The sequence below is a fragment of the Methylococcus sp. S1M genome (genome assembly GCF_051295855.1).
In the GTDB taxonomy this organism is placed as follows: Bacteria; Pseudomonadota; Gammaproteobacteria; order Methylococcales; family Methylococcaceae; genus Methylococcus; species Methylococcus capsulatus.
The window spans coordinates 202,829-217,919 of record NZ_JBPDXO010000002.1; the positions used below are offsets into that span (position 1 = coordinate 202,829).

At 63.8% G+C, this 15,091-nt stretch carries 15 protein-coding genes and 1 tRNA gene; 2 read left to right on the plus strand and 14 right to left on the minus strand.

All coding sequences use genetic code 11. The features are described from left to right. Positions 1-82 precede the first annotated feature (82 nt). From hisD to rnr, 13 genes are all read right to left on the minus strand, one after another. Positions 83-1,393, minus strand: coding sequence for a histidinol dehydrogenase (gene hisD, locus ACSHWJ_RS04535; protein WP_010961209.1), 1,311 nt, complete (start codon positions 1,391-1,393; stop codon positions 83-85). A gap of 4 nt (positions 1,394-1,397) precedes the next feature. Next, positions 1,398-2,039: an ATP phosphoribosyltransferase gene (hisG, locus tag ACSHWJ_RS04540; protein WP_017366286.1), complete on the minus strand. Its 642-nt coding sequence runs from the start codon at positions 2,037-2,039 to the stop codon at positions 1,398-1,400. Positions 2,040-2,043: 4 nt separating this feature from the next. Then, positions 2,044-3,309 (minus strand): UDP-N-acetylglucosamine 1-carboxyvinyltransferase, encoded by a 1,266-nt coding sequence (gene murA, locus ACSHWJ_RS04545; protein ID WP_010961211.1) that lies wholly within the window; start codon positions 3,307-3,309, stop codon positions 2,044-2,046. Beyond that, positions 3,302-3,664, minus strand: a complete 363-nt coding sequence (locus tag ACSHWJ_RS04550; RefSeq protein WP_017366287.1) for an STAS domain-containing protein — start codon at positions 3,662-3,664, stop codon at positions 3,302-3,304. The genes murA and ACSHWJ_RS04550 overlap by 8 nt, the downstream gene beginning before the upstream one ends. A gap of 2 nt (positions 3,665-3,666) precedes the next feature. Then, positions 3,667-4,167, minus strand: a complete 501-nt coding sequence (mlaD, locus tag ACSHWJ_RS04555; protein ID WP_010961213.1) for an outer membrane lipid asymmetry maintenance protein MlaD — start codon at positions 4,165-4,167, stop codon at positions 3,667-3,669. Between the two features lie 3 nt (positions 4,168-4,170). Beyond that, positions 4,171-4,962 carry a lipid asymmetry maintenance ABC transporter permease subunit MlaE gene (gene mlaE / locus ACSHWJ_RS04560; RefSeq protein WP_010961214.1) on the minus strand — a complete coding sequence of 264 codons (792 nt, stop codon included), beginning with the start codon at positions 4,960-4,962 and terminating at the stop codon, positions 4,171-4,173. After that, entirely contained in the window at positions 4,959-5,786 is an 828-nt protein-coding gene (locus ACSHWJ_RS04565; RefSeq protein WP_010961215.1) for an ABC transporter ATP-binding protein, read from the minus strand. Before ACSHWJ_RS04565 ends, mlaE begins: the two co-directional genes overlap by 4 nt. A 135-nt stretch (positions 5,787-5,921) precedes the next feature. Continuing rightward, positions 5,922-6,323, minus strand: coding sequence for a hypothetical protein (locus tag ACSHWJ_RS04570; RefSeq protein ID WP_432539435.1), 402 nt, complete (start codon positions 6,321-6,323; stop codon positions 5,922-5,924). A gap of 293 nt (positions 6,324-6,616) precedes the next feature. Then, positions 6,617-7,900, minus strand: coding sequence for a serine--tRNA ligase (gene serS / locus ACSHWJ_RS04575; protein WP_218797960.1), 1,284 nt, complete (start codon positions 7,898-7,900; stop codon positions 6,617-6,619). A gap of 230 nt (positions 7,901-8,130) precedes the next feature. Further along, positions 8,131-8,817, minus strand: a complete 687-nt coding sequence (crcB, locus tag ACSHWJ_RS04580) for a fluoride efflux transporter CrcB (protein WP_218797961.1) — start codon at positions 8,815-8,817, stop codon at positions 8,131-8,133. Beyond that, positions 8,814-9,872, minus strand: a complete 1,059-nt coding sequence (gene mtnA, locus ACSHWJ_RS04585; protein ID WP_010961219.1) for an S-methyl-5-thioribose-1-phosphate isomerase — start codon at positions 9,870-9,872, stop codon at positions 8,814-8,816. Before mtnA ends, crcB begins: the two co-directional genes overlap by 4 nt. Before the next feature lie 103 nt (positions 9,873-9,975). Further along, the gene (rlmB, locus tag ACSHWJ_RS04590) at positions 9,976-10,728 is read right to left on the minus strand and encodes a 23S rRNA (guanosine(2251)-2'-O)-methyltransferase RlmB (RefSeq protein ID WP_010961220.1); all 753 of its coding nucleotides are present in this window, start codon (positions 10,726-10,728) and stop codon (positions 9,976-9,978) included. After that, positions 10,725-12,992: a ribonuclease R gene (rnr, locus tag ACSHWJ_RS04595; protein ID WP_432539434.1), complete on the minus strand. Its 2,268-nt coding sequence runs from the start codon at positions 12,990-12,992 to the stop codon at positions 10,725-10,727. Before rnr ends, rlmB begins: the two co-directional genes overlap by 4 nt. A 116-nt stretch (positions 12,993-13,108) precedes the next feature. Between rnr and ACSHWJ_RS04600 the strand changes: the two genes are divergently transcribed. Together ACSHWJ_RS04600 and ACSHWJ_RS04605 are read left to right on the plus strand one after the other, a co-directional pair. After that, positions 13,109-13,193 (plus strand) — tRNA-Leu (locus tag ACSHWJ_RS04600). A 202-nt stretch (positions 13,194-13,395) separates the two neighbouring features. Continuing rightward, positions 13,396-13,548: a phage integrase site specific recombinase gene (locus tag ACSHWJ_RS04605; RefSeq protein WP_010961222.1), complete on the plus strand. Its 153-nt coding sequence runs from the start codon at positions 13,396-13,398 to the stop codon at positions 13,546-13,548. Between the two features lie 241 nt (positions 13,549-13,789). Here the strand turns inward: ACSHWJ_RS04605 and ACSHWJ_RS04610 are convergent, their stop codons facing one another. Beyond that, complete coding sequence (locus ACSHWJ_RS04610; RefSeq protein ID WP_010961223.1) at positions 13,790-15,088, minus strand: adenylosuccinate synthase; 1,299 nt, start codon at positions 15,086-15,088, stop codon at positions 13,790-13,792. Positions 15,089-15,091 lie beyond the last annotated feature (3 nt).

A 15,091-nucleotide genomic window follows, 5' to 3' on the forward strand; every position in this document is an offset into this window, starting at 1 on the left:
GCGGCCTCCGGTCCGCCCGGGGACGGTTTCCACGGCGGGCCCGTTGCCGCTACCCCCGTGAACCCGAGCGACACGGCACGCTTTAATGGTGCCTGATCCGATATTCGGCCGAACGGGCATGCGCCCCCAGCCCTTCGCCCCAGGCCAGCAGCGAAGCGGTACGACCCAGTTGGTCTGCGCCGTCTGGCGAACAGTAGATCAGGCTGGACCGCTTCTGGAAATCATAGACGCCCAGCGGTGACGAGAAGCGTGCCGTGCCCGAAGTCGGCAGGACGTGGTTGGGACCGGCACAGTAATCGCCGAGCGCTTCCGCGGTATAGCGCCCCATGAAGATGGCCCCGGCATTGCGGATCGACTCCACCAGGACCTCCGGACTCTCCACCGAAAGCTCCAGATGTTCTGGCGCGATGCGATTGGCGACCGCCGCCGCCTGCTCCAGATCATCGACCAGGATCATGCCGCCGCGCCGCTCCAGCGAGGTGCGGATGACCTCGGCGCGCTCCATGCCGGGCAACAGCCGCTCGATGCTTGCCTGTACCGCCTCCAGATGGGCTGCATCCGGGCTGATCAGGATCGCCTGGGCATCCTCGTCATGCTCGGCTTGCGAAAACAGATCCATGGCGATCCAGTCCGGGTCGGTCCGCCCGTCCGAAATCACCAGGATCTCCGAGGGGCCTGCGACCATGTCGATCCCGACTTGGCCGAACACCAGCTTTTTGGCGGTCGCCACATAGATGTTACCGGGGCCGACGATCTTGTCGACCCGCGGCACCGTTTCCGTCCCATAAGCCAGGGCGGCGACGGCCTGTGCGCCACCGATGCGGAAAACCCGGTCCACTCCGGAAATATAGGCGGCAGCCAGCACCAGGGCGTTCAGCTCTCCCCGCGGAGCCGGCACCGCCATGATGAGTTCCGGCACGCCCGCCACCTTGGCAGGAACCGCATTCATCAGTACCGAGGAAGGATATGCGGCCTTGCCACCGGGTACATACAGGCCGACCCGGTCGAGCGGCGTGATCTTCTGTCCCAGCAAAGTGCCGTCGGCTTCACGGTAGTCCCAGGAATCGAGCTTTTGCCGCTCGGCGTAGGCCCGGATGCGCTCCGCCGCTTCCCGCAGGGCTTTGGCTTGTTCGGCGGGCAGCGCCTGCCAGGCCGCTTCCAGCACGTCACGCGGCAGCTCGAGCGCCGCAGCGGTATCCACGACGAAATGGTCGAAACGGGCCGTGAGCTCCACCAGGGCCGCATCGCCATCGCGGCGGATGCAGCCGATGATCTCGGTCACGCGCTGGTGGATGTCGGTGTCCTCGCTTTCGCTCCAGGCAAGCAGCCTGTCCAGTTGCGATGCAAAGTCCGCATCGCCGGTGTAAAGCCGTTTGATTTTTACTTCGGTCATAAACTCACCTCTCCCGAGCGGCCCGCGCCGAAACGATCCGGGCCAAATGGCCTGCAAGTTCCGTGATAGGCCCGTGCTTCATCTTCATGGCCGCTTTGTTCACCACCAGCCGGCTGCTGATGTCCATGATCAGCTCCTGCGGCGCCAGGCCGTTTGCGCGCAGGGTGTTGCCGGTATCGACCAGATCGACGATGCAGTCCGCCAGACCTACCAGCGGCGCCAGCTCCATCGAGCCGTACAGCTTGATGACTTCGGCCTGCACGCCGCGGCGGGCGAAAAAACGCTTGGCGGTGTTGACGTACTTGGTGGCGACCCGCAGACGGCGGCTGGCCACCGGCCTGCCCGGCGGACCCGCGGTCATCAGCCGGCAGCGCGCTATTCCCAAATCGAGCGGCTCGTAGAGTCCCTCGCCTTCATATTCCACCAGGACATCCTTGCCAGCAATGCCGAGATCGGCCGCGCCGTATTCGACATAGGTGGGGACGTCCGCCGCCCGGATGATGACCAGTTGCACGTCGTCCCGCTCGGTAGGAAGGATCAGCTTACGGCTTTTATCGGGGTCCACCGACGGCACGATGCCTGCCTCGGCCAGGAGCGGCAGGGCTTCTTGGTAAATGCGGCCCTTGGAAACGGCGATGGTCAGCATGCGGCTAATTCGGCACACGGCGGATTTCGGCACCGAGCTGAGCCAGCTTTTCCTCGATGCATTCGTAGCCGCGGTCGATGTGGTAGATACGGTCGACCTTGGTCTGCCCTTCGGCCACCAGTCCTGCCAGCACCAGGCTGGCGGATGCGCGCAGGTCGGTGGCCATGACCGGCGCCCCGGTCAGGCGGGACACGCCTTTGACGATGGCGGTATTGGACTCCAGTTTGATGTCGGCCCCCATGCGCTGCATTTCCTGAACGTGCATGAAGCGGTTTTCGAACACCGTTTCGGTGATCACGCCGACGCCCTCGGCAATGGCGTTCATGGCGGTGAACTGGGCCTGCATGTCGGTGGGGAACGCCGGATAGGGCGCCGTATGGAGCGATACCGCCTGAGGCCGCCGGCCCTTCATGTCCAGCTCGATCCAGTCGTCTCCCAGAGTGATTTCCGCGCCGGCCTCCTCCAGCTTGGCCAGAACCGCGTCCAGCAGATCGGGGCGGGTCCCCTTGAGCTTGACGCGACCGCCGGTCATCGCCGTGGCAACCAGGTAGGTCCCCGTTTCGATGCGGTCCGGCAGGATCCGGTAGTTCAACCCCGCGCCGCTCAGTGAGTCGACGCCCTCGATCTGCAGGACGTCCGTCCCCGCCCCGCTCACCTTGCCGCCCATGGCATTGATGAAATTGGCGAGGTCGACCACCTCCGGCTCCCTTGCCGCGTTTTCGATGATGGTCACACCGTCGGCGAGTGCTGCGGCCATCATCAGGTTTTCGGTGCCGGTCACGGTCACTTGATCCAGCACCAGCCGGCAGCCCTTCAGCCTTTTCGCCTCGGCGTAAATGTATCCGTTGCGGACGTTGATTTCGGCCCCCATGGCGGCCAGTCCTTCCAGGTGGAGATTGACCGGTCGGGTACCGATGGCGCAACCGCCTGGCAGGGACACCTCCGCCCGCCCGAAACGGGCCAGCAATGGCCCCAGCACCAGAATGGAAGCCCGCATGGTGCGGACCAATTCATAGGGCGCGAAAAAATTCTGGATGGTGCTCGGATCGACCTCGATGTTCAGCTTCTCGTCGACCATGAGATTCAAACCCATGCGGCCGAGCAGCTCCATGGTGGTCGTGATGTCGTGAAGATGGGGGACGTTCCCCACGGTCACGGGGCCGTCCGACAGCAAGGTCGCGGCGAGCACCGGCAGCGCCGCGTTCTTGGCGCCCGATATCCGCAGTTCGCCGGAAAGCGGCCTGCCGCCCCCGATGAGAAGTTTATCCATGCAGTTCTGTATCCGTAGTTTGAGATGCCGCTCCGGAACAAGACGCCAGCAACACACCAGTTCCGGACACGCGAACCAGATTCTCGACTTGGGCCGGCATGTTTTCCAGGCGCAGGGACACCCCGCGCTTCCGTGCCAGCCTCACCCATTCGATCAGCAGGGCGATGCCGGCGCTGTCAGCGCGCTCCACCCCGCGCAAATCGATCGCCACCCCGTTTCGGGTACGAAACAGAGGGAGCGTTTCCTTGAGCGCCGCCGGTGCGGTCGTGAATGTGAGTTCGCCCCTCACCGCGTACCGCCCCGGTGCCTCCTCCCGTAAGACGAAGACGCGTTTTTGTCCCGCTGCCGGACGCATCGCTATTTCTTCTTCTTGCCCGATTCGTCCCGGGACTTATCCCCGCCTTCCGCCTTGTCGAACAGGAACCGGCTGACGACTTCCTCCAGGACCAGCGCCGATTGGGTCAGTTCGATCTGCCCCCCGTCCGCCAGATAGTCGTCGCTCCCGCCCGGCGTAAGACCAACGTACTGTTCCCCCAGGAGTCCGGCGGTCAGGATGCTGGCGCTGGTATCGTCGGGGAGGGTGTCGTACTGCCGGTCGATACGCATTTCCACGACCGCCTCGTAGGATTTCTTGTCGAAAGACACCGACGTGACCCGCCCGATCCGTACCCCGCCCATGGAGACGGCCGCCCGGGGTTTCAGGCTGCCGACGTTCTGGAACCGCGCGGTGATCCGGTAGCCCTCGGCACCGGTCTCGAATTCGCTGAGATTGCTCACTTTCATGGCAAGCAGGAACAGCGACGCCAACCCCAGGGCGACGAATATCCCCACCCAGATTTCAATCGTTTTCGAATGCACGCCTCAATCCTTTCCAAACATCAGGGCCGTGAGCACGAAGTCGCAGCCCAGCACTGCGAATGCCGAGTAGACCACCGACCGCGTCGTCGCCCGGCTGACGCCCTCCGAGGTCGGCGTGGCATCGTAACCTTCGAAAACGGCGATCCAAGTGACGACCGCGCCGAACACCAGGCTCTTGATAAAACCGTTGACGATATCCTCGTCGAAATCGATCTTGGCCTGCATCTGCGAGCGGAACGCGCCCTCGTCCACGCCGAGCAGACCGACGCCGACGAAATAGCCGCCCAGCACGCCGATGATGCTGAACAACGCCGCCAGCAGCGGCATCGACACCACACCGGCGAAATAGCGTGGCGCTATGATCCGTTTCACCGGATCGACCGCCATCATTTCCATGCCCGAGAGCTGCTCGGTCGCCTTCATGAGACCGATTTCCGCCGTCAGGGCGGAACCAGCCCGACCCGCAAACAGGAGCGCCGTCACCACGGGCCCCAGCTCCCGCACCAGCGATGCGGCCACCATCACGCCCAGACTCTCCTCCGCGCCGAAATCCGAGAGAACATAATAGCCCTGCAGCCCGAGCACCATCCCGACGAACAGCCCCGAGATCATGATCAGGAGGATGCTCAGCACACCGACCGAATACATCTGAACGATGAGGAGGTCCAGGCGAGCAACCAGCCCGGGCAACCCGGTCAGCACATGCAGGATGAACAAATGGGCCCGCCCCAGTTTGCGGATGCCGACCAAGGCCGACTGGCCAAGCAGCTGGAACGGCTTCAACACGATATTCATCGGCTTGCCACGAAACCCAAGAGGTCGCTCGCGTAATCCTTGGAAGGATAATGGAAATGGACCGGACCGTCCGGCAACCCGTCCATGAACTGCCGGATCCAGGGTGAATCCGACCGCGCCAGCTCCGCCGGCGTGCCGCGCCCGACCACTTTGCCGCCCGAGATCAAGTAGACATAGTCCGCGATGGACGCGGTCTCTTGCACGTCATGCGACACCACGATACTGGTCAGCCCCAGACCATGGTTGAGATCGTGGATCAGTTGCACCAGCACCCCCATCGAAATGGGATCCTGGCCGGTGAACGGCTCGTCGTACATGATCATCATGGGATCGAGCACGATGGCTCGCGCCAGCGCGACTCGCCGAGCCATGCCGCCCGAAAGTTGAGCCGGCATCAGATCGCGCGCGCCGCGCAAGCCCACCGCCTCGAGCTTCATCAGCACCAGGGTGCGGATCATGGACTCCGGCAGTCGGGTGTGCTCGCGCAAGGGGAAAGCGACGTTCTCGTAGACCGAAAGATCGGTTAGCAACGCTCCACTTTGGAACAGCATGCCCATGCGCTTGCGCAAGGCATAAAGTTCATCCAGCCCCAGCCGGTGAACGTTGATGCCGGCCACCCGGACGGTACCGCTGTCGGGACGGAGCTGGCCGCCGACGAGCCTGAGCAGCGTGGTTTTGCCGGTGCCGCTGGGCCCCATGATCGCGGTGATCTTGCCGCGGGGAATGTCGAGGTCGATGTTGTCGAAAATCTTGCGACCATTGCGGGAAAAACTCAGGCCGCGGATGGAAACGAGCGCCGGGGTGTCCGAAGGCTGGAAGGTCATTGGGCCGCTACGCGCGTCGTATCGTCAGTTCAAAACGCAAAAAAGGCGTATTGTCGGGACTGGGTTGGATTCAGTCAACTCGAACCGCTCCTGTGTCCACGAAAAACCTTTTCCAATCAATCCCGTCAGAACGGCTCAAAGCTCGACGGCCTCCAACGCGACGCCACATTCCTCGTTGACCCGCTTGATCGGAATACGGGCATAGCCATTGCACGGCTTGACCTGGATAGCGGCGAGCCGCTGGCCGATGGGTGAAAACCCGCGGTAACCAATGACACCCGGATTTTCCGCCCACGTGGCAGCGATTTCACAGACCCGGTCGAAATACCCCACCCAAGGTCTGCGAGAACCAGCGCTCCAGACGCCGGACTCCGATGCCAGCCGCCCGCTGCCGATGCAATGCTGAGTCAGGTCGTTGCGATGTACGTGGCTCCACGTTTCCGGCCGCATCAGCGACCCGTCGAACAGGAAACGCCCGCCGGATTCGAAGGTGAAAACGAAGACGCGGCATTCCGGGAAACCGGCCAGCTCCCCCACCTCCATCCGGCTGAGGGCGAGCGGCGCGCATGGAACCCGGGGGCGGACGTTTCTTTCATGGACACGCGAGCCCAGAACGCCTGGGAATCCGCGTCCCCGACGTCCTGTGCCAAATGGAAAAACAAATCCAGCCCGTCCGGCCGCTGCGGCAGGTCGGTTCCAGCTTCGGCCAGCGCGCGCCGCGATTCGGGACTCGGGCGAATCTGCCGCTGCCGGGTCACCGGAGACACGGAAACTCCCTCTCCCAGGACCTCATGTGCCGCGGTCAGCGGTTTTTTCCGTCGCCGAGCCGGTCATGCGGCGGGGCCGATCAACTTCACGCCGCCCATGTACGGCACCAGGACTTCCGGCACCCGGATCCGCCCGGCTTCATCCTGGCAGTTCTCCAGGACCGCGACCAGGGTACGTCCGACGGCGAGTCCCGAACCGTTGAGCGTATGGACCAGCTCCGGTTTGCCGGTTTCCGGATTGCGCCAACGCGCTTGGAGCCGGCGCGCCTGAAAGTCGCGGAAATTGCTGCAAGACGAGATTTCCCGGTAGGACTGCTGGCCCGGTAGCCAGACTTCCAGGTCGTAGGTCTTGGCGGAGGAAAAGCCGGTGTCTCCTGCACACAGCAGCACACGCCGGTAGGGCAGACCGAGCCGCTCCAGGACGACTTCGGCGTGGCGGGTCAATGCCTCGTGGGCCTCGCGCGAGTCTTCGGGACGGACGATCTGGACCAGTTCCACCTTCTCGAACTGGTGCTGCCGGATCAGTCCGCGCACGTCACGGCCATAGGAGCCGGCTTCGCTGCGGAAACACGGCGTATGACAGACGTATTTCAGCGGCAGGCGTTCTTCCTCCACGATCTCGTCCCGCACCAGATTGGTGACCGGGACCTCGGCGGTCGGAATCAGATAGAACACCGGCTCGTGCTGGACCTTGAACAGGTCCTCCTCGAACTTCGGGAGCTGACCGGTGCCGCGCAGGCTGTCGGCGTTGACCAGGAACGGCACGTAGGTTTCGATGTAGCCATGCTCGCCGGTGTGGATATCGAGCATGAACTGCGTCAGGGCACGCTGCAGCCGTGCCAGTGGCCCGGTCAGGACCACGAAACGCGAACCGCTCAGTTTGGCGGCCGCTTCGAAATCCGCGCAGCCCAGACCGACGGCTAGATCGACGTGGTCCTTGGGTTCGAAGTCGAATTGCGGCGGCTCGCCCCAGCGCCGGATCTCGACGTTGTCAGCCTCGCTGCGCCCCTCGGGCACGTCGGTGTCCAGGAGATTGGGCACGCCGAGCAGCAGGGCTTCCATGCGTTCCTGGATCGACGCCAATTCAGCCTCGTTTTCCTTCAACCGCTCCCCCAGCCCCTGCACGGCTGCCAGCAAGGGCTCGATGTCTTCCCCCCGCGCCTTGGCCTGGCCGATGGACCTGGAACGGCTGTTACGCTCGTTCTGCAAGTTCTGGGTTTCCACCTGCAGGGCCTTGCGGCGCTCTTCGAGCGCACCGAAGGCAGCGGTGTCCAGAACGAAGCCGCGGCGACCGAGCTGCCGTGCGGTCTCTTCCAGTTGGGTGCGGAATAAACGTGGATCCAACATGTATCGCTCATTCTCCTCGATTGGGATTCGTGGCGCCGTAAGCCAGAGCCGGCCAGGTCACCGCATGATGAAAGTCGTATGTTTCGCTGAGGTTGGCCGGGGCCGATTCGAGTCGCACGGGTGGGGCGAACGACCCGGCGACCTAGCGCGTTGCCGGCACCTGCTTCACCAGGTCGCTCAGGATGTCCTCGCCCTCGCGGGGATCGGTCCGGAGGGAGCCACCAACCGGCTCATCCCGCCCCCCTTGCCAGCACCAGTCCCAGGCTGAGAAATACCACGGCGGCGAACGCCGACAGCGTGAAAGCGCCCCAAAGCTGAAACGCACCCCGCAACTCGGTGCCCGTCACGACCAGGGCGACCAGCGTGCCCACCACGACGAGACCGGTCAGGGCCACCAGCACCAACGATTCGAGCTGCGGACCCAAGCCGGCCCGTGCGAAGGCGAGAGCCGCAGCGAAACCGGCCAGCAAGGACATCCCACAGGCGGCTCCGAAGATCCGCAGTCCTGGCCCGCCGACCAGCGCCGCAATCTCACCGACGGCCAGCCGGCGCGCCAGCACCGCCCCGACCCAAACCGCCGCAAGACACAGAACGACGCTCAGCAGGACGTTGAGCGCCGCCTTGAGCAGGCTCCCCTCCTCGAACAGCGCCAGCGTCTCCAGAGAAAACGTCGAAAACGTCGTGTAGGCACCGAGAAAGCCGACCAGCACGGCGGCCCGGTATTCCGCAGCCAGAGCGAAACGCTGGATCAGCATTACCGACAAAAATCCCATGAGGAACGAGCCGCTGACGTTGATGAACAGGGTTCCGTGCGGGAAATCCCGTCCAAGCCAGCCGTACAGGCCGTTGGAAACCCAGAAGCGCGCCAACGCCCCGGCGGCTCCGCCCAGCGCGATTGCAAACAGCGACAGATTCATCGGGCTTTTCCGCGCAGAGTAGCCATGGTATCGGGCGAAGGATTCGTCACCACCCCGGCCTCCGTGACGATGGCGTCGATGAGCGCTGCCGGGGTCACGTCGAACACCGGATTCCAGGCGCCGATCACGCTGTCGCTGCCGAGGAAGAGGGGATGCAGCAATTCGCGCGGATCGCGCTCTTCCACCACGATGTCCTCCCCTGTTGCCGTCGCCCAGTCCACCGTCGAAATCGGCGCCACCACCATCAGCTTCACTCCGTGATGTCTGGCCAGCACCGCCAGTGAATACGTGCCGATCTTGTTCGCGACATCGCCGTTGGCCGCGATCCGGTCGGCACCCACCACCACCCATTGCACGGCCCCCGATTTCATCAGCCAGGCGGCGGCGGAATCGGCCAGCAGCGTCGCCGGGATTCGGTCCTGACCGAGTTCCCAGACCGTCAGCCGCGCACCCTGGGACCAGGGCCGGGTCTCGGTGGCGTAGACCCTTTCCAGCGCGCCACGGCGCCAGGTGCTTCGGATGACGCCCAGCGCAGTGCCATATCCACCGGTCGCCAGCGCGCCCGTGTTGCAATGCGTCAGGACCCCTTTGCATCCGCCCAAAATGGCGGCGCCGAGTTCGCCCATCGCCAGGTTGGCGGCGAGATCGTCTTCGTGAATCCTGCGGGCTGCGGCCAGGAGCGCCGGTACCGGGTCGCCTTCGATAGCGGCCATGGCCTCGCGCATGCGCTCCAGCGCCCAGAACAGATTGACGGCGGTGGGCCGGGAGCGTGCCAACACGGCGATGTCGTCCTCGACCGCCCGTTTCCAGTGGGCGGGATCGCGTGCGTAAGCGGCCCGCGCGCCGAGGACCACGCCATACGCCGCGGCGATACCGATGGCGGGCGCCCCACGGACCCGCATGCTGGCGATCGCCTCGGCCACGCCGGCCGCCGTGTCGAAAATCTGGTAAACCACGTCTCCCGGCAGCAGACGCTGGTCGAGCACCTCCAGGCCACCATCCGACCATTTCAGTGCCTGGACGGCGGAAACCGCGGAAAATGAATGATCTGACACGGCAAGGATACCCTGAAGCGTTGCTATGGCTGCCGGCGAGCGGCAGAAAGGACCGATTTTACGGACTGAAGGCACGATTGGCCATGGACACCCGGGAGACGGCTCACGGTGCCGGCCGGCTCCGTTGGCGCATCACTTCGTACAGGACTATGCCGGTTGCCACCGAAAGATTGAGGCTCTCCACCCCGCCCACCATCGGTATCCGTAACAGGAAGTCGCAGCGCTCGCGGGTCAGGCGCCGCAGCCCCACGCCTTCGGCACCCATCACGACCACCAGCGGGAGGCGGAGGTCCAGCTCGTACAGCGTCCGCTCCGCCTCACCCGCAGCCCCGACCACCCAATAGCCGCGCTGCTTGAATCGATCCAGGCAGCGGGCGAGGTTCGTCACCCGGTAGACCGGCACGGTCTCCGCGGCGCCCGAAGCGACCTTCGCCACCGTGGGTGTCAGCCCGACCGACTGGTCCTTGGTGACCACCAGCCCTTTCACCCCCGCAGCGTCGCAGGTGCGTAGGCAAGCCCCGAGATTGTGGGGATCCTGCACGTGGTCGAGCACGAGATAGAGAGGGTGGCCGTCGGCGGCATCCAGTGTATCGAGTAATTCGGCCTCTCCCTGCTCCCCCGGCAGATCGAGTTCTAGCAGGATGCCCTGGTGTTTGCGGGGATCGGCCAGGCGATCGAGTCGTTTCCGGTCCGCCCGGACGATCTCCACCCCCAGTTCGTCCAACCGCGTCGCCACGGCCTGGAGGCGGTTCTGCATGCGATGATCGTCCAGCCAGGCCTTGACTATCTTGTCGGGCGAGTAGTCCAGAGCCGCCTCGGCGGCGTGAATGCCCCAGACCCGGCGCACTCCGGTCATTTCTTGCCCCGCTTCCGGCTGCGCTTTCTGCGCTTGGAACGCGGCTCCGGGGCATCCGCGGTCTTCTTGACCAGATCGAGATCGATCTTGCGCTCGTCGAGATCGACCCGGGCGACTTTGACCCGCACCGTGTCGCCCAGCCGGTATCGAACGCCGCTGCGCTCTCCGGTGAGGCGATGACCGATGGGATCGTAGTGGAAGAAATCCTTGTCGAGGTTGGAAATGTGCACCAGTCCCTCGACGAAGATGTCGCGCAGTTCCGCGAAAAAGCCGAACGAGGTGACGGCCGAGATGACGGCGTCGAATTCCTCACCCAGCTTGTCCAGCATGAACTCGCATTTGAGCCAGCTCACCACGTCGCGGGTGGCCTCGTCGGCGCGACGCTCGCAGGTCGAGCAATGCTCGCCGGCCAGCACCAGATCGTTGTGGGAATAAGCAAAGTCGCTGGCCTTGGCTTTGCTCAGAGCATGCTTGATGGCGCGATGGGTCAGCAGGTCGGGGTAGCGCCGGATGGGCGAAGTAAAATGGGTATAGGCGTCGGAAGCCAGACCGAAATGCCCTTTCTTGTCCGGACTGTAGACGGCCTGCGCCAGCGACCGCAGAAGCACGGTCTGCACCAGGTGCTCGTCCGGACGACCCCGGATGGCTTCGATCAGCTCGGCATAATGCCGGGGCTCTGGATTGTCTCCGCCGCCCAGGTTCAGGCCGACCTCCCCAAGGAAGGTGCGCAGATCGGCCAGACGCTCCGCCGTCGGACCCTCATGGACACGCAGCAGATGCGGAACCTTCTTCTTCGCGAGGAAGCGGGCCGTCGCCATGTTGGCGGCGATCATGCACTCCTCGATGAGACGATGGGCGTCGTTGCGCACGACCGGTATGATGGTGTCGATCTTACGTCCGGCGCCGAACACGATCCGGGACTCCTGAGTCTCGAAATCGATGGCGCCGCGCTCCTCCCGCGCCCGCCGCAGATTCCGGTAGACCGAATAAAGGTTCTCCAGATGCGGCACCAGTGCCTTGTAACGGCGCCTGAGCTCCTTGTCGCCGTCGACCAGGATGCGCGCGACCTGGGTGTACGTCAGGCGCGCATGAGACCGCATCACGGCTTCGTAGAACTTCGCGCGGCCGATATTTCCGTCTTCATCCAGGACCATCTCGCAGACCATGCACAAGCGGTCTTCCTCCGGATTGAGGGAGCACAACCCGTTGGACAGCACCTCCGGCAGCATTGGAATCACCCGTTCGGGGAAATACACCGAAGTGCCACGGGTCTGTGCCTCCCGGTCCAGAGCCGTGCCCGGCCTGACGTAATACGAAACGTCGGCGATCGCGACATACAGCTTCCAGCCCTTGGGGGTGCGGCGGCAATACACGGCGTCGTCGAAATCGCGCGCGTCTTCGCCGTCGATGGTGACCAGGGGAAGCTCGCGCAGATCGATCCGACCGGCCTTGGCCTCCTCCGGCACCGCCGGAGCCAGACTGGCGATCACGGTCTCGACCTCTTCCGGCCACTGGTTCGGCAGATTGTAATTGCGGATCGCGACCTCGATCTCCATGCCGGGCGCCATGTGGTCACCCAGGATCTCCACGATCCGGCCGATGGGTTCGCGCCGCGCGGTCGGCTGCTCGACGATCTCGACCACGACGATCTGGCCGTGGCTGGCACCGGCGAGGGCATTTTCCGGAACCAGGATATCGAGGGGGATGCGTTTGTTGTCCGGAACGACGTAAGCGATGTCGTTCTCTATGTAGAGCCGGCCGACGGTGCTGTGGGTGTTTCGTTCCAGAACCTGGACCACCGCCGCTTCCCGCCGCCCCCGACGGTCGATGCCGCGCACACTGACGACCACCCGGTCGTCGTGGATCAACGCGCGCATGTCCTTCGGCGAGATGAACAGGTCGGCGCTGCCGTCGTCGGGATGGAGAAAACCGAAGCCATCGGGATGGCCGATCACCCGACCGGCAATCAGATCCTTGGCATTGACCACGCAAAAACGGTCGCGGCGATTGCGCAACAATTGCCCGTCGCGTTCCATGGCATTGAGCCGACGCCGCAACGATTCACGGTCTTCGGCGTCATCCACGCCGAGCGCATCGGCGACCTCCTCGAGGTTGGCCGGCACACCGATGTCCTGCAGCACCTTGAGAATCAATTCCCTGCTGGGGATGGGGCGTTCGTACTTCCTCGCCTCACGTTCGGCATACGGATCCTTGTGGCGGAATTCCCGCTCGCGGGAAGCCGCAGCGGCCGAAGACGTATTCAAATCGCTTTCCTGCTCCTTGATGCTCAATGTGTTCTCTCGAGTGCTTGATTGTTGACAGTGAAGGTGGAGCTAGCTATGATATCAGCTCTAGCAAGGCTTTCGGGCCTCATCATCTTGCCGAGGTGGTGAAATTGGTAGACACGCATGTTTCAGGTACATGTGAGGCGACTCGTGGAGGTTCAAGTCCTCTCCTCGGCACCAAAATACTACTGTATCACGCCGTTTCAGGGCGTGCCACGAACCCGCAAGCGCCAAGGCTTGGCGGGTTTTTTCGTCTCATACCGTGTCACCGGCTAGCGTCCCATCCCGTGACGTTCGATGGTATTCCTGACGGTACCGCGGCCTTTGGCGGAACCGATCCCGTCAAGCCGAAGTCTCCCATGTTAACGGGCAGGGATGGCCCATGGACATGATCGAGCGGCAGCTTGGCCGCGCGGAAGGCAACGAGGTGAAAGCGGCCTGCAACCATGCCGAGCACCTGCCGGAGCGCCGAAAGATAGCGCCATCGCCAGACTTCGAGCCGCCATCCGAACGGACCAAGCGCCCGACGACGTGACGAAACCTTGACCGGGATGAATGGGAAAGAATCGGGAGGAAAAGGGGCGGAAGGAGCCGCGAAGAGGGTAAGCGGCGGCGTCGTGACGGCACCGCCGTTCTCAAGTCGCGTAACTCTCCTCATGCGCGATTCGAGCGTACTTTGAGGGTTTGAGCCTGTATCCGCGCCGGCGTGGCATGTCATGGTCGATTTCGTCGACCTGCGGGCCTCCCCTGTCGAGGAAACCCGCATCCCGGACATTTCAGCCCGCTGCGAAGGGATTCTGTATGACGATCGTGTCCTGTCGGTCGGGGCCGGTCGAGATGATATCGACATTGACTCCGGTGGTCTCTTCCAACCGCCTGATGTAGGCCCGGGCATTGGCCGGCAGATCGTCCAGAGCCCGGATACCCGCGGTTGACTCCTGCCAGCCTGGCATCTCTTCGATGATCGGTTCACAGCGGGCGTAATTGTCCGCACCGATAGGGACGGTATCGATTTCCTGTCCGTCGTATCGGTAGCCGGTGCAAATCCCGATCCGGGGCAAACCGTCGAGTACGTCCAGCTTGGTCAGGCAGATGCCGCTGAGACCGTTCAATTTGGCCGACCGGCGCATGAGTACGGCATCGAACCAGCCGCAGCGCCGGCGGCGCCCCGTCGTCGCGCCGAATTCGGCACCCTTCTGGGTCAATATCTCCCCCGTGGCATCGAGCAATTCGGTCGGAAACGGCCCGTTGCCCACGCGCGTGGCATAGGCCTTGGTGATTCCCAGCACGTAGTCGAAGTTCAGAAGACCGACGCCGGTACCACAGGAAGCGCCGCCGGCGGTGGTGTTCGACGAAGTGACGTAAGGATAGGTGCCGTGGTCGATGTCCAGCATCGCTCCCTGGGCGCCTTCGAACAGAACGTTCTCGCCCGCACTCTGGTAGCGATGCAGGATGCCCGCCACGTCCCCCAGCATGGGGCAGATTTTCCCACCGAGATCCAGCAGGCTGTCCAAGGTTTCCTGGAAATCCACGCCCTGCGCGCCGTAATAACGGGTCAACATGAAATTGTGATAGTCGAGCAGCTCGCGCAGGCGTTCGGGCAGTCCCGCCGTATCCCGGAGATCGCCCGCCCGCAGCCCCCGGCGCGCGACCTTGTCTTCATAGGCAGGTCCGATGCCGCGGCCGGTCGTACCGATGGCCTTGCCCCCCCGCGCCGCCTCCCGGGCATTGTCCAGAGCGATATGCACCGGCAGGATCAAGGCGCAGGCCTCGCTGACGATCAGCCGGTCACGAATCGACAGTCCCACGCTCTCCAGCACCCCGATCTCCTGCATCAGGGCTTCCGGTGACAACACGACGCCGTTTCCGATGAGACAGGTGACGCTGTCCCGAAGAATGCCCGAGGGAATGAGGTGGAGCACCGTCTTGCGGCCGTCGATGACCAGCGTGTGCCCCGCATTGTGTCCCCCCTGGAAACGAACGACGGCGTTGGCGTGTTCGGTCAGGAGATCGACCAGCTTTCCTTTACCCTCGTCCCCCCATTGGGTTCCGATGACGACTATGTTTTTTGCCATTGA